Here is an 18,417-nt window from a genome sequence, read left to right on the forward strand (position 1 = left end):
CCTGCGTACGCCTGCCGGGTCGATCGACCTTCGGCATCGGCCGTTGGCGGCCGGTACTTCGTTACCTTACCTAATCTTTAACGTTTTCTTGACGCGTTCGAGCGCTCGTACGATCGCTGCGCAATTCGAACCATCCCGATACCGCGTCAGAGCCGTCCCGGCGCTGCGCCTATGGTTGCTCCTGCACTCCCAGGACCACCTGCCCCTCGAAGGACAGCGATGCCCGCCAATACCACCGCCTCTTCCGCCGCCACCGGTTCCGCCGGTGCGAAGACCGGCAGGAAGAAGGGGCGACGTGCCCGCCTGATCGTGATCGTTCTGGTGCTGGCGCTTGTCGCGGGTATCGGTTACGGGACGTTCTGGTCCGTATCCACCGTGCGGGCCTCGTACCCGCAGACGACCGGGTCGATGAAGCTCGACGGCCTCGACGGCAACGTCGACGTCAAACGCGACAGCTACGGAATCCCGCAGCTGTACGCCGACACCGATGCCGACCTCTTCCGTGCCCAGGGCTTCGTCCAGGCGCAGGACCGCTTCTGGGAGATGGACGTCCGCCGTCACATGACGGCCGGCCGGCTCTCCGAGATGTTCGGCTCCGGCCAGGTCGAGACGGACTCCTTCCTGCGCACGCTGGGCTGGCGCAAGGTCGCGCAGGAGGAGTACGACAACGTCCTGTCCGAGGACACCAAGAAGAACCTCCAGGCGTACGCGGACGGCGTCAACGCCTACCTCAAGGGGCGCGACGGCAAGGACATCTCCGTCGAGTACGCGGCCCTCGGCTTCACCAACGACTACAAGCCGACCGAGTGGACCCCGGTCGACTCGGTCGCCTGGCTCAAGGCCATGGCCTGGGACCTGCGCGGCAACATGCAGGACGAGATCGACCGCTCGCTGATGACCAGCCGGCTCGACGCGAAGCAGATCGAGGACCTCTACCCGGCGTACCCGTACGAGAAGCACCGGCCGATCGTGGACCAGGGGGCGGTCTCCCCGGTCACCGGCAAGTTCGACCCGGACGCGACCCCGTCCGACTCCATCGGCTCGAACACCATGCAGGGCGCCACCGAGGGCCTGAACACCCAGCTCTCCTCGCTCTCCGACACCCTCGACCAGATCCCGGCGCTGCTCGGCCCGAACGGCAACGGCATCGGGTCCAACTCCTGGGTGGTCTCCGGCGACTACACGACGACCGGCAAGCCGCTGCTCGCCAACGACCCGCACCTGGCGCCGCAGCTGCCCTCGCTCTGGTACCAGATGGGCCTGCACTGCCGCGAGATCACGAAGACCTGCCAGTACGACACCGCCGGCTACACCTTCGCCGGGATGCCCGGCGTGATAATCGGTCACAACCAGGACATCGCCTGGGGCTTCACCAACCTCGGCGCGGACGTCACCGACCTCTTCCTGGAGAAGGTCTCCGGCGACGGCTACCTGTACGACGGCAAGGTCAAGCCCTTCACCACCCGCGACGAGACCATCAAGGTCGCCGGCGGCAAGGACCGGAAGATCACCGTCCGCGAGACGAACAACGGCCCGCTGGTCTCCGACCGCAGCAGCGAACTGGAGAAGGTCGGCCAGAAGGCCCCCGTCACCAACGCGGCGCCGGACCGGGCCGACGGCTACGCGGTCGCCCTGAAGTGGACCGCGCTGGAACCCGGCAAGTCCATGGATGCGGTCTTCGAGCTCAACCGGGCCAAGGACTTCACCACCTTCCGGGCGGCGGCCGAGCACTTCGAGGTCCCCTCGCAGAACCTCATCTACGCCGACACCAAGGGCCACATCGGCTACCAGGCACCCGGCACGATCCCGGTGCGCCTCAAGGGCAACGGCACGATGCCCAGCCCCGGCTGGTCCTCGGACTACGGCTGGAAGAAGGACCCGGTCCCGTTCGACGAGCTGCCCTACGAGTACGACCCGAAGCGCGGCTACATCGTCACCGCCAACCAGGCCGTGATCGACGAGAAGAAGTACCCCCACCTGCTGACCAAGGACTGGGGCTACGGCACCCGCAGCCAGCGGATCGACGACCTGATCCAGTCGAAGATCAAGGGCGGCGGGAAGATCTCGACCGAAGACATGCAGAAGATGCAGATGGACAACACCAGCGAGATCGCCGCGCTGCTGGTGCCCGAGCTGATGAAGATCAACGTCTCGGACAAGAGCGTCCGCGAGGCACAGAAGCTCCTGGAGGGCTGGGACTACACCCAGGAGCCCGACTCGGCCGCGGCCGCGTACTTCAACGCGGTCTGGCGCAACATCCTCAAGCTGGCCTTCGGCAACAAGCTGCCCAAGGAGCTGCGGGTCGAGGGCGAGTGCCTCAACGTGCCCCGGGCCGGCGGTTCGGGCCCGGTCGACGAGCAGGACAGGCTGGTGCGCGAGTGCGGCCGGCGCGACGCGGACTCCGCCCAGCCCGACGGCGGTGACCGCTGGTACCAGGTGGTCGCCGACCTGATGGAGGACCAGAACAGCGACTGGTGGAAGGCGCCGAGGAGCGGCCGGGACGAGCCGACCGAGAACCGTGACCAGCTCTTCGCCCGTGCCATGGAGGACGCCCGCTGGGAGCTGACCGCCAAGCTCGGCAAGGACATCACCACCTGGAGCTGGGGCCGGCTGCACCAGCTGACCCTGAAGAACCAGACCCTCGGCACCGAGGGCCCCGGCCTGCTCCAGCGGGCCCTCAACCGCGGCCCGTGGAACCTCGGCGGCGGCGAGGCCGCGGTGAACGCCACCGGCTGGAACGCGGCGGGCGGCTACGAGGTCGTCTGGGTCCCGTCGATGCGGATGGTGGTCAATGTGGGGGACTGGGACAAGTCCCGCTGGATCAACCTCACCGGCGCCTCCGGGCACGCGTTCAGCGCGCACTACACCGATCAGACCGACAAGTGGGTCAACGGTGAACTGCTCGACTGGTCCTACGGCACGAACGCCGTCTCCAAGACGACGACCGACACCCTGACCCTCAAGCCCTAGGGCCTGTCCGGCGGATCATGGCCGGTGTCACCACCACGTCCACGGGGTGGTCGTGCGGTTCCTCCGGGACCCGCGCGACCACCTCGTTGTCGTACAGCAGGACGATCAGCGCGGGATGTGCCCCGGCCGCGGCGAGCCTGGCCAGCACCCGGTCGTAGCTGCCGCCGCCGCGCCCGAGCCGCATCCCGCGCCCGTCCACCGCGAGGCCCGGCAGCAGGACCGCGTCCGCCTCCAGGACCGCTTCGGGGCCGAGCCGCGCGCCGTCCGGCTCCAGCAGCCCGCGGCCGGCCCCGACGAGACGGTCGGCTCCTTCGTACGGCGCCCAGTCCAGATCGTTGTCCGCGAGGAGAACCGGCAGCAGTACCCGCACCTCACGGGCGCGCAGCGCGTCCAGCAGTGCGCGGGTACCCGGCTCGCTGCCCACCGAGACGTAGGCGGCGACGGTACGGGCCCCGGACAACTCCGTGAGATCCAATGCGCCCCGGGACAGAACCACCGCGGCGTTCTCCACGTCTTCCCTGGTCAGAAGGCGCCGTGCGGCCAGCAGTTCACGTCGGAGCTGCGCCTTTCGGGACATCTCTGTGCTCAACGGGCACCCCTGGATCTCTCGCATGTGCATATAGGCGTACAAAGTTAACCGGACCCTCATCTTCCTCACATACGCACCGGTTATCGTTCTGCGCATGACTCAGTCGCACCCCAGGATCAGCAAGGCCGTCATTCCGGCTGCGGGGCTCGGTACCCGCTTCCTGCCGGCCACCAAAGCCACTCCCAAGGAGATGCTGCCTGTGGTCGACAAGCCCGCGATCCAGTACGTCGTCGAGGAAGCGGTGACCGCCGGTCTCTCCGACGTACTGATGATCACCGGCCGCAACAAGCGTCCGCTCGAGGACCACTTCGACCGCAATTACGAGCTGGAGTCCGCGCTCACCCGGAAGGGAGACGCCGAACGGCTCAAGAAGGTCCAGGAGTCGAGCGACCTGGCCACCATGCACTACGTCCGGCAGGGCGACCCGCGCGGCCTCGGCCACGCCGTGCTGTGCGCCGCACCGCACGTCGGGGACCAGCCGTTCGCGGTCCTTCTCGGCGACGACCTGATCGACCCGCGCGACCCGCTGCTGGCCCGCATGGTCGAGATCCAGGAGCGCGAGGGCGGCAGCGTCATCGCGCTGATGGAGGTCGCGCCGGAGCAGATCCACCAGTACGGCTGCGCGGCCGTCGAGCCCACCGCCGAAGGCGATGTGGTGCGCATCACCGGCCTCGTCGAGAAGCCCGACCCCGCCGAGGCGCCCAGCAACCTCGCCATCATCGGCCGCTATGTCCTGGACCCCGCCGTCTTCGAGATACTGCGCAGGACCGAGCCGGGCCGCGGCGGCGAGATCCAGCTCACCGACGCGCTCCAGCTCCTCGCCGAGGACGAGAAGGCCGGCGGCCCCGTGCACGGTGTCGTCTTCAAGGGCCGCCGCTATGACACCGGTGACCGGAGCGATTACCTCCGTGCCATTGTCAGACTCGCGTGCGAACGTGAAGACCTGGGCCCGGACTTCAAGACCTGGCTCCGCAGTTACGTCACCGAGGAGATGTAGCACTTTGAGCAGCACGATGTGGTCGGTGGACGAGCACCTGGCAGACATTCTCGAAGCGGTGCACCCGCTCGAACCCATCGAGCTGCAACTGCACGATGCCCAGGGCTGCGTCCTCGTCGAGGACGTCATGGTGGAGATCGCGCTGCCGCCCTTCGACAACAGCTCGATGGACGGGTACGCGGTCCGCGTCGCCGATGTCGAGGGCGCCGACGAGGAGTTCCCCGCGGTGCTCACCGTCATCGGTGACGTCGCGGCGGGCGATGACGGCCTGCCCGGCGACCGGGCCGTCGGCCCCGGTGAGGCCGCCCGCATCATGACCGGCGCCCCGCTGCCGGCCGGCGCCGAGGCCGTGGTCCCGGTCGAGTGGACCGACGGCGGCACGGGCGGCGGCCCCGCCGACACCATGCGCTCCCACCGGGACGCCCCGGAGGCCGCAGGCGGCGAGGTCCGGGTGTACCGCCCCGTCGAGGCCCGCGCCCATGTCAGGGCCCGCGGCAGCGACGTCAAGCCGGGCGATCCGGCGCTCAGCGCCGGATCGGTCGTCGGCCCGCCGCAGATCGGCCTGCTCGCCGCGATCGGCCGGTCGACGGTGAAGGTGCGGCCCCGGCCGCGCGTCGTCGTCATCTCCACCGGCAGCGAACTGGTCCAGCCCGGCGAGGAACTGACCGGCGGCCAGATCTACGACTCGAACAGCTTCGCGCTCACGGCCGCGGCCAAGGACGCCGGAGCGATTGCCTACCGGGTCGGCGCCGTCACCGACGACGCCGATACGCTCCGCGCCACCATCGAGGACCAGCTGATCCGCGCCGACATCGTCGTCACCACCGGCGGCGTCAGCGTCGGCGCGTACGACGTCGTCAAGGAGGCCCTGTCCTCGGTGGGCGACGAGGACGAACCGGGCAGCGGCATCGACTTCCGCAAGCTCGCCATGCAGCCGGGCAAGCCGCAGGGCTTCGGCTCGATCGGCCCCGACCACACACCGCTGCTGGCGCTGCCGGGCAACCCCGTCTCGTCGTACATCTCCTTCGAGCTGTTCGTACGGCCCGCGATCCGGGCCCTGATGGGTCTGCCGGACGTGAACCGCCCCACCGTCCGGGCCGTGCTGAAGACGGACAAGGCACTCTCCTCGCCGTCCGGCAGGCGCCAGTTCCTGCGCGGTACGTACGACGCGGAGGCCGACACGGTCACCCCCGTCGGCGGTTCCGGTTCGCATCTGATCGCCGCACTCGCGCAGGCGGACGCGCTCATCGTGCTGCCCGAGGACGTCACCTCCGCCGAGCCCGGCACGGAGACCGAGGTGGTCCTGCTCCGCTGATCGCCGGGCGGTGGCGGTACGGTGTCTGCCGCTGTGCCTTCCCGGGGACACCCCCGGGCCCCCGGCCCGTACCCCGGTGCGGGCCGAGCGGGCAACCGGCGCCCTACCGCGAGGCGGAGTTAGTTGAGTACGCAGAACAGGCTGACGCACATCGACGAGGCGGGCGCGGCCCGCATGGTCGACGTCTCGGAGAAGGACGTCACCGCGCGGGTGGCCCGTGCCAGCGGCCGGGTCCTCGTCTCGCCGCGCGTCGTCGAGCTGCTCCGCGGCGAAGGAGTCCCCAAGGGCGACGCCCTCGCCACCGCCCGTATCGCCGGGATCATGGGCGCCAAGCGCACCCCCGACCTGATCCCGCTCTGCCACCCGCTGGCCGTCTCCGGCGTCGAGGTCGACCTGGGCGTCGCCGACGACGCGGTGGAGATCACGGCCACCGTGAGGACCACGGACCGCACCGGCGTCGAGATGGAGGCCCTGACCGCAGTCTCCGTCGCCGCGCTCACCGTGATCGACATGATCAAGGCGGTCGACAAGGCGGCGGTCATCACGGACGTACGGGTCGAGTCGAAGTCGGGCGGCAAGTCCGGCGACTACCGGCGCACCGAGGCGGACGGAGCGGACGCGTGACGGCGCCCGGGGCGTCACCGGCCCCGCCCGCCTATCGCGCCCTCGTCGTCACCGCCTCCAACCGCGCCTCGGCCGGCGTCTACGCCGACAAGGGCGGCCCCCTGATCTCCGAGGCGCTCAAGGACCTCGGCTTCGCCGTCGACGGACCGCAGGTCGTGCCCGACGGCGACCCGGTCGAACAGGCGCTGCGCGCCGGAGCGGCCGCCGGGTACGACGTCATCGTCACGACCGGCGGTACGGGCATCTCGCCCACCGACCGCACGCCCGAGGCCACCCGACGCGTCCTCGACCACGAGATCCCCGGCATCCCCGAGGCGATCCGCGCCGAGGGCCGCGACAAGGTCCCCACCGCCGCGCTCTCCAGGGGCCTCGCGGGCGTCGCGGGCCGCACGCTCATCGTGAACCTGCCGGGCTCCACCGGCGGGGTGCGCGACGGCCTCGCCGTCCTCGCCCGTCTCCTGGTGCACGCCGTCGACCAGTTGCGCGGCGGCGATCACCCCCGACCGGGGAGCCCGAGCTGAACGTCTCGACCTGGCCGGTGGTCCTCGCCGACGGCGAGATCGTGCTCCGTCCGATCAAGCTGCGCGACCAGCGCATGTGGCGCGAGGTCAACCGGCGCAACCGTGACTGGCTGCGCCCCTGGGAGGCGACCGTGCCGCCGCCCGCCCCGGGCGGACCGGTGGCCCAGCGCCCCACGTACCGTCAGATGGTCCGTCATCTGCGCGCCGAGGCCAACGCGGGCCGGATGCTGCCCTTCGCCATCGAGTACGAGGGCCGGCTGGTCGGTCAGCTGACGGTCGCCGGGATCACCTGGGGCTCGATGTGCTCGGGCCATGTCGGCTACTGGGTCGACCAGGAGGTGGCCGGTCGCGGTGTGATGCCGACCGCGGTCGCCCTCGCCGTCGACCACTGCTTCCGCACGGTCGGGCTGCACCGCATCGAGGTGTGCATTCGGCCGGAGAACGGGCCCAGCAGAAGAGTCGTGGAGAAACTGGGATTCCGCGAGGAAGGCCTGCGCCCGCGCTATCTCCACATCGACGGTGCCTGGCGGGACCATCTGATCTACGCGCTCACCGCGGAGGAAGTACCCGACGGACTGCTCCGGCGCTGGCGCCGGGCACGACCAGGAACGCCACGGGAAATAAAATAAGTGTTCGATATTGATCGGCAGTTGACCGATGGCGAACGCACAAACCCCCATGGCTGATCTGAACAATCACAAAAAAAGTCCGTGATATCAGCCGGATCGTGCGACACACCGGGCCAATTGGCGGATGCCCCCGCGCAAACCCCTCTACGGTGTGAGACGTGAGCAGCAGCGGCCTCATCTACGCAGTCATCGTCGGGGCCTGGGCCGCCTACCTGGTGCCGATGTGGCTCCGCAGGCAGGACGAGCTCAACGAAGCCCGTCCGACGGAACGCTTCAGCACCGCCATCCGGCTGCTGTCCGGACGGGCGGCGATGGAGCGCCGGTACGCCAAGGACCTGCGGGAGCGCACTGCCGAGGAGGCGGAGCCCGACGCCGACCCGGACGTCGCCACGGACCGAATGGACTCCGTGGACGTCCGGGCCTTCGCCGCGCCCGACGCGCATACCGAAGCCCGGGTGCACGACCCGGCGCGCACGGCCGGGGAGCGTCCCGGACCGGCACGGGCGCAGGCACCGTCCTCCGCGCGGCGCGCACGCCCGCGTCCGGGCGGAACGGACGCCGAGCGCGTCCGGCGTGCCCAGCGCCTCCAGGTCCTCGCGCGCCGTCGGCGCACCACCGTCGTCCTCTTCCTGGCCTTCACCCTCGGCGCGGTCGTCGCGGCCGTCGGCGGCCTCCACTTCCTCTGGGCGCCCGCGGTTCCGGCCGTGCTGCTGAGCACGTACATCGTGCATCTGCGGACCCAGGAGCGGCGCCGGTTCGCCTTCACCATGGACCGGCGCCGGGCCGAGGTGGCGGCGCAGCATCTGCGCGAGAACCGTCCCCGCAGGCACCAGCCGGCCGCGGCGGCCCCCGCCGAGCCCGACGAGGAGCCCGAAGCGCGCCGCCCCGAGCCGGAGCCCGCGCCCGTGGTCTCCCCGCAGGAGGCCGGCCGCCGCGCCCTGGTCGAGCAGACGGACCACGCGGAATGGGTCGACCAGCAGCGCGAACGCGGCCGGGTCCAGGGCGACAGCTGGGAGCCGGTCCCGGTCCCGCTGCCGACCTACGTCACGGCCCCGGTCGCCCCGCGCGCCACGGGCGGCGTCGAGGTCGGCAACCCGGAGACGTGGAGCGCGGCCCGCTCCAGCGCCGCCGAGCCGACCCAGACGGGCACCTCGCACCCCGTGGCACCCCCGGTCGACCCGGCGCCGCGTCAGCGCACCAACCAGTCCCGCCGCACCCGCGACCGGGGCCGGACGCCGCTCTTCGACCAGTACGAGGACGGGGAGCGCCCCCGGGCCGCCAACGAGTGAGCCCGCCCCGGGCCCCGCTGCGTCCCCGCCTCGGCTGACCAGCACGGACCGGATTTCCGAGCACCCCGTTCGGGGTGCTAGAGTTTCACTCGTTGCAAGGGCCTGTGGCGCAGTCTGGTAGCGCACCTCGTTCGCATCGAGGGGGTCTGGGGTTCAAATCCCCACAGGTCCACCGCACACATGAGATCCCGTCCGATCGAAAGATCGGGCGGGATCTCGTCGTTTTGGGGCCCGCTTTCCGCGAAGGGCCGTGCCGCGATGGATGTGCGGCGAATCGGCTCACGGATCGTCAGCGGCGGTGGGCCGTCCGCAGCCAGGCGACGTCGATCGCCGCGATGGCGCCCCAGATCCAGCAGATGGCGGCAATGCCGCCCGGCGCGAGTGCCGTTGCGAGGGCGCCGAGGGCGACCGTGCCCAGCACGACCCGGGCGCCGCGCCCCGTGGTGAGGGCCGTGCGCAGCGGGCCCCGCTCCGCCAGGCGGTCGGACAGGTAGGCGTCGAAGGCCTCCGCCACCTGGTCGTCGATCTCGTCCCGCGTCCGGGCGTCCAGCGAATCAGACATGGGTATCCCCCCGAATCCCGGCGCCCGGTGGCGCCTCCCGGGCCAACGTAATCATTGCAGAGAGATTCTGCAAACAGTCTCTGCAACGATTGCAGAGAACCTCTGCACTATGCTGGCGGGCATGGTCGAGCGTCCCGAGACGAGAGTGCTCACCGGCCCGGACCTCAAGGCCTTCTACAAGGCGCTGTCCAACCCGGTGCGCCGCGACATCCTGAGCTATCTCGGCGAACACGGCGAAGCGAACTCCACCAGCGTCGCCAAGGCCCTCGGCGAGTCCACCGGCACCACCAGCTACCACCTGCGCAAGCTCGCCGAGCTGAATCTGATCGCGGAGATCGAGGAGCGTTCCACCGGGCGGGAGCGCTGGTGGAAGTCGCTCATGACGAACATCTTCACGCCGCCCGGCCTGGAGATGACCGAGGACGAGCGCGAGGCCGCCGTGAAGCTCGGCGCGCTCAAGATGACCCATGACCTGAACCTGGTCGTGAAGGCGTACGCCGGTTACGACGCCTCGGCGGGGTGGAACCAGATCTACCGCGCCGGGCTGCGGATGACGAAGGAGCAGGTCGCCTCGTTCGCCGAGGAGTACCAGGCGCTGCTGCACAAGTACACGAGCCCGCCCGGCGAACACCCGCCGGACGCACGTCAGATGGCCGTACGCCTGGTGATGCTGCCCGACGACGGGGGCAGGGCCGCGCCGCCGCCGTGGGAGGAGCAGTGACGGTGGGGGTCGTCGGGCGGTGTCGGCGGGGCCAACTACGCTGGCGGTGCTCGCCTGTTCCGTGTGTGCTGCCGGGGGTGTTCCCGCGTCAGGCCGAGTGCTCGGCTGCTCGTGATTTTCCGTACGGAGGAGCGTCCCTGTGAAAGCCGGCATGCCCAGGCCCCAGATCGACACCAGCAAGCCCCACCCCGCGCGCGTCTACGACTGGCTGCTGGGTGGCAAGGACAATTACCCGGTCGACCAGCAGGTGGCGGAGAAGCTGCCCGAGGAGGCGCGGGGCAACGCGGCGCGGAACCGGGCCTTCATGCACCGGGCCTCCGCCTGGCTGGCCCGCAGCGGGGTCGACCAGTTCCTCGACATCGGCACCGGCATCCCCACGGAACCCAATCTGCACCAGGTCGTCCAGGGCATCACGCCGTCCGCCCGGGTCGTCTACGCGGACAACGACCCGATCGTCCTGCGGCACGCGGAGGCGCTGCTGATCAGCAGGCCGGAGGGCATCACCGACTACCTCCACGCGGATGTGCGCCGGCCCGGGGCGATCCTCGAACACGCCCGTGAGCTGCTCGACTTCGACCGGCCCATCGCGCTCTCCCTCATCGCGCTCCTGCACTTCCTGCCGGACGACGAGGACCCGTACGGCCTCACCCGCACCCTCGTCGACGCGCTCCCCGCAGGCAGCTTCCTGGTGCTCTCGCACGGCACGGCCGACCAGCACCCGGAGCTCAAGCAGGAGACCGAGACCGCGTACAAGAAGGGTGCGATCCCGCTGCGGATGCGTACCCGGAGCGAGGTCGAGCCCTTCTTCGAGGGGCTGGACCTGGTCGAGCCGGGGCTGGTCTTCGCCACGGAGTGGTACCGCGAGGAGCCCGCGCCGGTGCGGGAGCGCAGCGGCTTCTACGTGGGCGTCGGCCGGGTGCGCTGAGCCGTCGGGGGAGCGGCTCCGGGACCGATGAGTCCGGGGCGGTGCGGCAGTCCTGCTTCTGGGCGTACGAGCGAGAAGGTGGACCGATGAGCAATCTGCGCGATCTCCTGGAGAAGCACGTCGGCGGCGGAGCGGCGCCGGGAGCCGTGGGCCTGGTGGCCCGTGGCGACCGGGTCGAGGTGGCGGCGGTCGGCTCCGCCGATGCGGGCGGTACGGCCGCGATGGCCAGGGACTCGATCTTCCGCATCGCCTCGATGACCAAGCCCGTCACCGCCGCGGCGACCATGATGCTGGTCGAGGAGGGCCGGATCGCACTGGACGAACCGGTGCGGCAGTGGCTGCCGGAGCTGGCGGCACCGAAGGTGGTCCGTACGCCCGCTTCGCCGGTCGACGACGTGGTGCCCGCCGAGAAGGTCATCACCGTGTCCGATCTGCTCACCTTCCGGGCCGGGTACGGCTTCCCGTCGGACTTCTCGCTCCCCGCGGTCGGGCTGCTGTTCAGCGAGCTGAAGCAGGGATCGCTGCAGCCCCAGGCCATCGAGGAGCCGGACGCGTGGATGGCCACGCTGTCCCGTATCCCGCTGCTCGACCAGCCGGGCGAGGCATGGCTGTACAACACCTGCTCCGACATCCTCGGCGTGCTGATCGCCCGGGTCTCGGACCGGCCGTTGCCCGAGTTCCTGGCGGAGCGGCTGTTCGAGCCGCTGGGCATGGCCGACACCGGATTCGCCGTGCCGGCCGACAAGGCCGACCGGTTCACCAGCTACTACCGCACCGCCCCGGAGGGTGGCGGCCTCCAACTGGTCGATGGCCCGGACGGGCAGTGGAGCAGCGTGCCCGCGTTCCCGTCCGGCACCGGCGGGCTGGTCTCGACCGCCGACGACTGGTACGCCTTCGCCCGGATGCTGCTCGCGGAGGGGAACCCGGAAGGGAGCCCCGGCGGGCGCCGGCTGCTGTCGGCCGAGTCGGTGCGGCTGATGACCACCGACCATCTGACGCGGGCGCAGCGCGAGCGCAGCACGTTGTTCCTGGAGGGGCAGGGCTGGGGCTACGGCGGTTCGGTCGACGTCGAGGCCATCGAGCCCTGGAACGTACCGGGACGCTATGGCTGGGTGGGCGGCACGGGAACGGCGGGACATCTCACGCCCGCCACCGGCGCGGTCGCCATCCTGCTGACCCAGCTGGAAATGGCCGGACCGACCCCGCCCACGCTGATGCGGGAGTTCTGGAAGTACGCGGCCGACGCCTGACAGCCTCTGAGGCCCAGGACCGCTACCGCAGCGGCTTGGCGAAGCAGCGGCTGCTCTCGTACATGCGGTAGTGGCCGAACTTCTCGCACGGGGCGTAACCGCTGGACGCGTACAGCGCGATGGCCTCGGGCTGCTTGTCCCCGGTCTCCAGAACCATGCGGACCCGGCCCGCCGCCCGCGCGTCGGCCTCCAGCGCGGCCAGGATGCGGCGCGCCAGTCCGTTGCCCCGGCCCTCGGGTATCACGAACATCCGCTTGAGCTCGGCGTCGCCGTCCGAGTAGCCCTCGTCGTTCCGGTCCTGGGTGCGCCAGCCGCCGGTGGCGACGGGGCGGTCGCGCGCGTCGTAGGCGAGCAGATACAGACCGTTCGGAGGCTCGAACATCGAGGGGTCGAGCGGTGTGACATCGCCCTCGTCCCCGTACCGCTCGGCGTATTCGAGCTGCACCTGGTCGTTGAGTTTGACGGCGTCGGGGTGGTCGAAGGGCCGAGGGTGGATATTCATGCGGATGATGGTACGTGTATGCGGTTCGTGAATGTCGGTATCGTGCCGGGATGCTGACTGTGACCTCCGTCAATGTGAACGGGCTCCGTGCCGCCGCCAAGAAGGGCTTCGCCGAGTGGCTGGCCCGGACCGAAGCCGATGTGATCTGCCTCCAGGAGGTGCGGGCCGAGCCGCAGCAGCTGCCCGAGGAGGTGCGTGAGCCGGAGGGCTGGCACACCGTGCACGCGTCGGCCGCCGCCAAGGGGCGGGCCGGGGTCTCCCTCTACTCGCGGCGGGCGCCCGAGCGTGTGCAGATCGGGTTCGGCGGCTTCGGGGACGCCGGTAGCGAGGAGTTCGACGCGAGCGGGCGCTACGTCGAGATCGACCTGCCGGGTGTCACGGTCGCGAGCCTGTATCTGCCCTCCGGCGAGGTCGGGACCGAGAAGCAGGACGAGAAGGAGCGGTTCATGGCCGCGTTCCTCCCGTACCTGAAGGGCCTGAAGAAGCGGGCCGCGGCCGACGGCCGCGAGGTGGTGGTCTGCGGCGACTGGAACATCGCCCACCAGGAGGCCGACCTGAAGAACTGGAAGGGCAACAAGAAGAACTCCGGCTTCCTCCCCGAGGAGCGGGAGTGGCTGACCCGGGTCTTCGACGAGGCCGAGTACGTCGATGTCGTACGGGCGCTGCACCCCGACGAGGAGGGGCCGTACTCGTGGTGGTCCTACCGCGGGCGGGCCTTCGACAACGACACCGGCTGGCGGATCGACTACCAGGTGGCGACGCCGGGGCTGGCCGGGCGCGCGGTGAAGGGCTGGGTCGAGCGGGCCGCGACGCACGCCGAGCGGTGGAGTGATCATGCACCCGTGACGGTGGTGTTCGAACAGTAGAGCGTGCGAACGCGGGGAGTGCCGGGCGGCTCGATCCGGGCAGTATCCCGGCGTGCGATCAAGGAAAACGGTCCGTCGGCCGCCGTGTGGCCATCCGTCAGCAGGGGTTCCGCGGCGGCTCGTCGGTGTTCTCGCGGCGCAGGCGCCGGTCCAGGGCCATGGAGAGCTCGGCGTCCACCACCGCGCGGGCCAGCGGCCGGAGTTGGGGCGGTTCGGCCTCGTCGCCGTGGTTCTCCAGGACGCCCACGAAGAGTTCGGCGAGCGCGTCGGCGTGCTCGCGGACGCGGCGGCCGACCGCGAGCACCGTGGCGAGCGGCACCCCTTCCCGTACCAGCTCGGACGAGACCTCCAGCAGGCGGCGGCTGATGTGGACGATCTCGTCGCCGTCGGTGGCGAGATAGCCCAGGTCGAGGGCGGCGGCCAGGTTCTCCGCGGTGGTCTCGCCCTCGAAGTAGTCCGCGAGCTGCTCGGGTGTGAGGCGTACCGGGGTCTCCTCGGTCGGCTCGCCCAGGCCCAGCACCTCGGCGACATCGCGGCCGCTCTCGAAGGTGCGGGCGAGATCGGCGATGCCGGTGAGGGTGTGGCCGCGCTCCAGCAGGCCCGTGATGGTGCGCAGCCGGGCCAGATGGTGGTCGTCGTACCAGGCGATTCGCCCCTCGCGGCGGGGTGGCGAGATCAGTCCGCGCTCCCGGTAGAAACGCACGGTCCGCACGGGGATGCCGGCCTCCTTGGCCAGCTCCTCCATGCGGTATTCGCGGTGCTCGCGTCCGTCAGCCACACCCGCACCCTATGTTGTACCGCCGGTAACTTTCCCTTGCCGTACCCCTACCCATCGGTACGGGGCTGCTCTACTCTCCCAACAATGCCAGTGATTGCTGGCAGAGTCGTGTGACGGACCGCGGGAGGCGGCAGCATGGCCCAGCACGAGCACGTACGAGTGGCGGTGATCGGATCCGGGTTCGGGGGCCTCGGGGCCGCGGTCCGGCTGCGCCGCGAAGGCATCACGGACTTCGTCGTCCTGGAGCGGGCCGAATCCGTCGGCGGCACCTGGCGCGACAACAGCTACCCGGGCTGCGCCTGCGACGTACCGTCCCACCTCTACTCGTTCTCGTTCGCACCCAACCCCGAGTGGCCGCGCACCTTCTCCGGGCAGGAGCACATCCGCGCCTACCTGGAGCGTGTGGCGGACACCTTCGGGCTGCGCCCGCACCTCAGGCTGGGCCATGAAGTGACGGTCATGCGCTGGGACCGCGAAGAGCTGCACTGGGCCATCGAGACGGCGAACGGGGCCTCCTTCACCGCCGATGTCGTCGTCTCCGCGAGCGGTCCGCTCTCCGACCCGAAGACGCCGGACATCCCCGGTCTCGCCGACTTCCCCGGCAAGGTCTTCCACTCGGCCCGCTGGGACCACGACGCCGATCTGACCGGCAAGCGCGTCGCCGTGATCGGCACCGGCGCCTCCGCCATCCAGATCGTGCCCGCGATCCAGCCGAAGGTCGGCAGCCTGACGCTCTTCCAGCGCACCCCGCCCTGGGTCATGCCGCGCATGGACCGGAAGATCAGCGGTGTCGAGCGCCGGCTGCACCGCGCACTGCCCATCACCGGCACCGCGCGCCGCGGACTGCTGTGGGGCATACGGGAGTTGCAGGTCAGCGCCTTCACCAAGCATCCGGGTGAGCTGGGCATGGTCGAGAAGATAGCCAAGGCCAACATGGCGCGGGCCATCAAGGACCCCGCGCTGCGGGCCAAGCTGACCCCCTCGTACCGCATCGGCTGCAAGCGCATCCTGCTCTCCAGCGCCTACTACCCGGCGCTCGCGAAGCCCAACGTGGACGTGGTCGCCTCCGGCCTGGCCGAGGTGCGCGGCTCCACGCTCGTCGCCTCCGACGGTACGGAGACCGAGGCCGACGCGATCGTCTTCGGCACCGGCTTCCACGTCACCGACATGCCGATCGCCGAGCGCGTGGTGGGCGCGGACGGCATCACGCTCGCCGATTCCTGGAAGGACGGCATGCAGGCGCTGCGCGGCGCCAGCGCCGCCGGCTTCCCCAACTGGATAACGATCATCGGCCCCAACACCGGGCTCGGGAACTCCTCGATGATCCTGATGATCGAGTCCCAGCTGAACTACATGGCCGACTACCTGCGCCAGCTGAACGTACTGGGCGGACGGGTCGCACTCGACGCGCGGGCCTCGGCGGTCGGGGCCTGGAACCGCCGCGTCCAGGAGCGGATGAAGCGCACCGTGTGGAACACCGGCGGCTGCAACAGCTGGTACCTGGACGCCAACGGGCGCAACACCACCGTCTGGCCGGGCACCACCGCCGAATTCCGCAAGGTGACACGGTCGGTCGACCTCTCGGAGTACGAGGTCGTACGCGTCCCGAAGCAGGCCACCGCCGCGGCGAAGGCCGTCGCCGAGGAGGTCGTGGGATGAGCCGGCTGCTGCGGCGCGACGACGCCCCGCCGGTCCCCGCGCGGGAGCTGACCGCGCTCTCCGCCGACGGCGCCCGGATCCATGTCGAGGTGCACGGGCGGGACGGCGCCCCCGCGGTGGTCCTCGCGCACGGCTGGACGTGCAGTACCCGATTCTGGGACGCGCAGATCCGGGACCTCGCGGTGGACCACCGGGTCGTCGCCTACGACCAGCGGGGCCACGGCCGTTCGCCCGCCGTCGGCCGCGAGGGATACAGCACCGACGCCCTCGCCGACGACCTCGAAGCGGTGCTGGCCGCCACCCTCGCACCGGGTGAGAAGGCCGTGCTCGCCGGGCACTCCATGGGCGGCATGACGATCATGGCGGCCTCGCGGCGGGCCGGGCTGCGCGAGCACGCGGCGGCCGTACTGCTGTGCAGCACCGGCAGTTCGCGGCTGGCCGCCGAGTCGCTGGTGGTGCCGGTCCGGGCCGGGGCCGTGCGGACCCGGATGACCCGCGCGATCCTCCGTGCGAAGGCCCCGCTCGGACCGGTCACACCGGTTTCCCGGCGGATACTCAAGTACGCGACGATGGGAGCGGGCTCCGCCCCCGACCGGGTGGACGCCTGCGCCCGGATCGTGCACGCCTGCCCGCGGGGCGCCAGGGCGCCCTGGGGCCACGTCCTCGCCGAGCTCGATCTCGACGCGGGCGTACGGGAGTTGCGGGTGCCCGCGGCGGTGATCGCGGGTACGGAGGACCGGATGACGCCGCCCGCGCAGGCCCGCGCCCTCGCGGCGGCGCTGCCCGACTGCCTCGGGCTCACCGAGCTGACGGGCATGGGCCACATGACGCCGGTGGAGGCGCCGGAGGCGGTCACGGCGAAGATCCGGGAGCTCGTCGCCGGGCACCTCCCGGCGGGCAGGGACGCGGGCGCGGACGCAGGCACGGACGGCACGGCCGAGAAGGAGGAGGTCGCATGAGCGACAGGCGGAGTCTCGAAGGACAGGTCGTCGTCGTCACGGGCGCGGCACGTGGTGTGGGCGAGCTGCTGGCCCGCAAGCTCTCGGCGCGCGGCGCGAAGCTCGCGCTGGTCGGCCTGGAGCCGGACGAGCTGAAGAGGGTCTCCGAGCGGCTGCACTCGGAGAGCGACCACTGGTTCGCGGACGTCACCGACCACGAGGCGATGGCGCGGGTCGCCCAGGAGGTCAAGGCGCGGTTCGGGAAGATCGACATCGTCGTCGCCAACGCCGGGGTCGCCTCGGGCGGGCCGTTCGTCGACTCGGACCCCGAGGCGTGGCGGCGGGTCATCGAGGTCAATCTGATCGGCGGCGCGGTGACCGGGCGGGCCTTCCTGCCGGTGCTCATGGAGAGCCGCGGCTACTTCCTCCAGATCGCCTCCCTCGCGGCGATGACACCGGCGCCGATGATGACCGCGTACTGCGCGTCCAAGTCGGGCGTGGAGGCCTTCGCGCACAGCCTGCGGGCCGAGGTCGGATACCGGGGCGTGAAGGTCGGGGTCGGCTATCTGTCCTGGACCGACACGGACATGGTGCGGGGCGCCGACCAGGACGACGTGATGCGGGAACTGCGGCAGCGGCTGCCCTGGCCGGCGAACCGCACGTATCCGCTGGGTCCCGCGGTCGACCGGATCGTGGCCGGGATCGAGCGCCGGTCCCCGCATGTGTACGCGCAGTGGTGGCTGCGCGGGATGCAGTCCGTGCGGGGCTACCTGCCCTCGCTGATAGGAGTCGTCGGACAGCGGGAGGTCCGCAGGTTCGGGTCCCGGCTGGACGGCGTGAGCAAGGGACTGGTGGGCGCCGGGGGCGCCGCTGACCAGGACGCGAGGGCGGCGACTACGCAGCGTAAGTGATCGACATGCGGTGGATGCCGGGGCCTGCGACGCTGATCGAGGTCCTCACGGACCGCCCCCAAGCACCCACTAGGAGTGAACAGCATGGGTATTGCAGACCAGTTCAAGGACAAGGCGCAGGAGCTCGCCGACCAGGCGAAGAAGAAGGCCGGCGAGGGCCGCGGCCAAGGCCAGGAGCGGACGCGCACCGAAGGCCAGGAGCGGATGCGCACCGAGGGCCGGGAGCGGATGCAGAACGCGTCCGAGCGGGCCTCGAAGACGTCGCAGCAGGGCCGTGACAAGGCCCGGGGCGCCGCGGACGAGCTCCGCGAGCGCCGCGACCGCTGACGGTCGCATCGCGACACTGCGCGTTGTCTGTGAGGGGCGTGCCC

The 18,417-nt window shown here is 70.8% G+C and carries 19 protein-coding genes and 1 tRNA gene; 16 read left to right on the top strand and 4 right to left on the bottom strand.

Annotated features, from left to right (window positions below):
* Positions 1 to 219 precede the first annotated feature (219 nt).
* Positions 220 to 2,970 (top strand): penicillin acylase family protein, encoded by a 2,751-nt coding sequence (locus OG520_RS23980; RefSeq protein WP_406014551.1) that lies wholly within the window; start codon positions 220 to 222, stop codon positions 2,968 to 2,970.
* Here OG520_RS23980 and OG520_RS23985 read toward each other — a convergent pair.
* Positions 2,960 to 3,547, bottom strand: a complete 588-nt coding sequence (locus OG520_RS23985) for a 5-formyltetrahydrofolate cyclo-ligase (RefSeq protein WP_399328402.1) — start codon at positions 3,545 to 3,547, stop codon at positions 2,960 to 2,962. The genes OG520_RS23980 and OG520_RS23985 overlap by 11 nt on opposite strands.
* Before the next feature lie 106 nt (positions 3,548 to 3,653).
* Here OG520_RS23985 and galU point away from each other — a divergent pair, with 106 nt between their 5' ends.
* The 7 genes from galU to OG520_RS24020 all read left to right on the top strand — a co-directional run bounded on the left by galU (position 3,654) and on the right by OG520_RS24020 (position 9,106).
* Positions 3,654 to 4,556 (top strand): UTP--glucose-1-phosphate uridylyltransferase GalU, encoded by a 903-nt coding sequence (gene galU / locus OG520_RS23990; protein WP_266418191.1) that lies wholly within the window; start codon positions 3,654 to 3,656, stop codon positions 4,554 to 4,556.
* 4 nt (positions 4,557 to 4,560) lie between these two features.
* On the top strand, positions 4,561 to 5,871 hold the full coding sequence (glp, locus tag OG520_RS23995) for a gephyrin-like molybdotransferase Glp (RefSeq protein WP_406014552.1): 1,311 nt from the start codon (positions 4,561 to 4,563) through the stop codon (positions 5,869 to 5,871).
* Between the two features lie 123 nt (positions 5,872 to 5,994).
* Complete coding sequence (gene moaC / locus OG520_RS24000; RefSeq protein WP_399328093.1) at positions 5,995 to 6,495, top strand: cyclic pyranopterin monophosphate synthase MoaC; 501 nt, start codon at positions 5,995 to 5,997, stop codon at positions 6,493 to 6,495.
* Positions 6,492 to 7,016 (top strand): molybdenum cofactor biosynthesis protein B, encoded by a 525-nt coding sequence (locus tag OG520_RS24005; protein ID WP_406014553.1) that lies wholly within the window; start codon positions 6,492 to 6,494, stop codon positions 7,014 to 7,016. Before moaC ends, OG520_RS24005 begins: the two co-directional genes overlap by 4 nt.
* Before the next feature lie 17 nt (positions 7,017 to 7,033).
* The gene (locus tag OG520_RS24010; RefSeq protein WP_406014554.1) at positions 7,034 to 7,645 is read left to right on the top strand and encodes a GNAT family N-acetyltransferase; all 612 of its coding nucleotides are present in this window, start codon (positions 7,034 to 7,036) and stop codon (positions 7,643 to 7,645) included.
* Positions 7,646 to 7,803: 158 nt separating this feature from the next.
* Entirely contained in the window at positions 7,804 to 8,934 is a 1,131-nt protein-coding gene (gene glpR / locus OG520_RS24015) for a gephyrin-like molybdotransferase receptor GlpR (RefSeq protein WP_406014555.1), read from the top strand.
* 98 nt (positions 8,935 to 9,032) lie between these two features.
* Positions 9,033 to 9,106 (top strand) — tRNA-Ala (locus tag OG520_RS24020).
* 117 nt (positions 9,107 to 9,223) lie between these two features.
* Here OG520_RS24020 and OG520_RS24025 read toward each other — a convergent pair.
* A complete protein-coding gene (locus OG520_RS24025; protein ID WP_406014556.1) occupies positions 9,224 to 9,496 on the bottom strand; it encodes a hypothetical protein in 273 nt (90 codons plus the stop codon).
* 121 nt (positions 9,497 to 9,617) lie between these two features.
* On the opposite strand from OG520_RS24025, the gene OG520_RS24030 reads away from it, so the two are divergent.
* The 3 genes from OG520_RS24030 (at position 9,618) to OG520_RS24040 (ending at position 12,392) form a co-directional block, all read left to right on the top strand.
* Positions 9,618 to 10,217 (top strand): ArsR/SmtB family transcription factor, encoded by a 600-nt coding sequence (locus OG520_RS24030; RefSeq protein ID WP_399328085.1) that lies wholly within the window; start codon positions 9,618 to 9,620, stop codon positions 10,215 to 10,217.
* Between the two features lie 139 nt (positions 10,218 to 10,356).
* On the top strand, positions 10,357 to 11,142 hold the full coding sequence (locus OG520_RS24035; protein WP_406014557.1) for an SAM-dependent methyltransferase: 786 nt from the start codon (positions 10,357 to 10,359) through the stop codon (positions 11,140 to 11,142).
* Positions 11,143 to 11,228: 86 nt separating this feature from the next.
* Positions 11,229 to 12,392: a serine hydrolase domain-containing protein gene (locus OG520_RS24040; protein ID WP_406014558.1), complete on the top strand. Its 1,164-nt coding sequence runs from the start codon at positions 11,229 to 11,231 to the stop codon at positions 12,390 to 12,392.
* 22 nt (positions 12,393 to 12,414) lie between these two features.
* Here OG520_RS24040 and OG520_RS24045 read toward each other — a convergent pair whose 3' ends face one another.
* Entirely contained in the window at positions 12,415 to 12,894 is a 480-nt protein-coding gene (locus OG520_RS24045) for a GNAT family N-acetyltransferase (RefSeq protein WP_385328999.1), read from the bottom strand.
* Between the two features lie 50 nt (positions 12,895 to 12,944).
* On the opposite strand from OG520_RS24045, the gene OG520_RS24050 reads away from it, so the two are divergent.
* The gene (locus OG520_RS24050) at positions 12,945 to 13,760 is read left to right on the top strand and encodes an exodeoxyribonuclease III (RefSeq protein ID WP_406014559.1); all 816 of its coding nucleotides are present in this window, start codon (positions 12,945 to 12,947) and stop codon (positions 13,758 to 13,760) included.
* 97 nt (positions 13,761 to 13,857) lie between these two features.
* Here the strand turns inward: OG520_RS24050 and OG520_RS24055 are convergent, their stop codons facing one another.
* Positions 13,858 to 14,505, bottom strand: coding sequence for a MerR family transcriptional regulator (locus OG520_RS24055; protein ID WP_406016547.1), 648 nt, complete (start codon positions 14,503 to 14,505; stop codon positions 13,858 to 13,860).
* A 168-nt stretch (positions 14,506 to 14,673) separates the two neighbouring features.
* Here OG520_RS24055 and OG520_RS24060 point away from each other — a divergent pair, with 168 nt between their 5' ends.
* From OG520_RS24060 to OG520_RS24075, 4 genes are all read left to right on the top strand, one after another.
* Positions 14,674 to 16,197, top strand: coding sequence for a flavin-containing monooxygenase (locus OG520_RS24060; RefSeq protein WP_406014560.1), 1,524 nt, complete (start codon positions 14,674 to 14,676; stop codon positions 16,195 to 16,197).
* Complete coding sequence (locus tag OG520_RS24065; protein ID WP_406014561.1) at positions 16,194 to 17,156, top strand: alpha/beta fold hydrolase; 963 nt, start codon at positions 16,194 to 16,196, stop codon at positions 17,154 to 17,156. The genes OG520_RS24060 and OG520_RS24065 overlap by 4 nt, the downstream gene beginning before the upstream one ends.
* On the top strand, positions 17,153 to 18,046 hold the full coding sequence (locus tag OG520_RS24070) for an SDR family oxidoreductase (protein WP_406014562.1): 894 nt from the start codon (positions 17,153 to 17,155) through the stop codon (positions 18,044 to 18,046). Before OG520_RS24065 ends, OG520_RS24070 begins: the two co-directional genes overlap by 4 nt.
* A gap of 84 nt (positions 18,047 to 18,130) precedes the next feature.
* A complete protein-coding gene (locus tag OG520_RS24075) occupies positions 18,131 to 18,373 on the top strand; it encodes a hypothetical protein (RefSeq protein WP_406014563.1) in 243 nt (80 codons plus the stop codon).
* The last annotated feature ends 44 nt before the right edge of the window (positions 18,374 to 18,417 follow it).

It is taken from the genome of Streptomyces sp. NBC_00984 (genome assembly GCF_045162475.1).
GTDB lineage: Bacteria > Actinomycetota > Actinomycetes > Streptomycetales > Streptomycetaceae > Streptomyces.

Excerpts from the sequence above, each read along its gene's own strand:
- OG520_RS23980 (WP_406014551.1), top strand. The coding sequence starts at position 220 with ATGCCCGCCAATACCACCGCCTCTTCCGCCGCCACCGGTTCCGCCGGT.
- OG520_RS23985 (WP_399328402.1), bottom strand. The coding sequence starts at position 3,547 with ATGTCCCGAAAGGCGCAGCTCCGACGTGAACTGCTGGCCGCACGGCGC.
- galU (WP_266418191.1), top strand. The coding sequence starts at position 3,654 with ATGACTCAGTCGCACCCCAGGATCAGCAAGGCCGTCATTCCGGCTGCG.
- OG520_RS24025 (WP_406014556.1), bottom strand. The coding sequence starts at position 9,496 with ATGTCTGATTCGCTGGACGCCCGGACGCGGGACGAGATCGACGACCAG.
- OG520_RS24030 (WP_399328085.1), top strand. The coding sequence starts at position 9,618 with ATGGTCGAGCGTCCCGAGACGAGAGTGCTCACCGGCCCGGACCTCAAG.
- OG520_RS24040 (WP_406014558.1), top strand. The coding sequence starts at position 11,229 with ATGAGCAATCTGCGCGATCTCCTGGAGAAGCACGTCGGCGGCGGAGCG.
- OG520_RS24045 (WP_385328999.1), bottom strand. The coding sequence starts at position 12,894 with ATGAATATCCACCCTCGGCCCTTCGACCACCCCGACGCCGTCAAACTC.
- OG520_RS24050 (WP_406014559.1), top strand. The coding sequence starts at position 12,945 with ATGCTGACTGTGACCTCCGTCAATGTGAACGGGCTCCGTGCCGCCGCC.
- OG520_RS24055 (WP_406016547.1), bottom strand. The coding sequence starts at position 14,505 with ATGGAGGAGCTGGCCAAGGAGGCCGGCATCCCCGTGCGGACCGTGCGT.
- OG520_RS24060 (WP_406014560.1), top strand. The coding sequence starts at position 14,674 with ATGGCCCAGCACGAGCACGTACGAGTGGCGGTGATCGGATCCGGGTTC.
- OG520_RS24065 (WP_406014561.1), top strand. The coding sequence starts at position 16,194 with ATGAGCCGGCTGCTGCGGCGCGACGACGCCCCGCCGGTCCCCGCGCGG.
- OG520_RS24070 (WP_406014562.1), top strand. The coding sequence starts at position 17,153 with ATGAGCGACAGGCGGAGTCTCGAAGGACAGGTCGTCGTCGTCACGGGC.
- OG520_RS24075 (WP_406014563.1), top strand. The coding sequence starts at position 18,131 with ATGGGTATTGCAGACCAGTTCAAGGACAAGGCGCAGGAGCTCGCCGAC.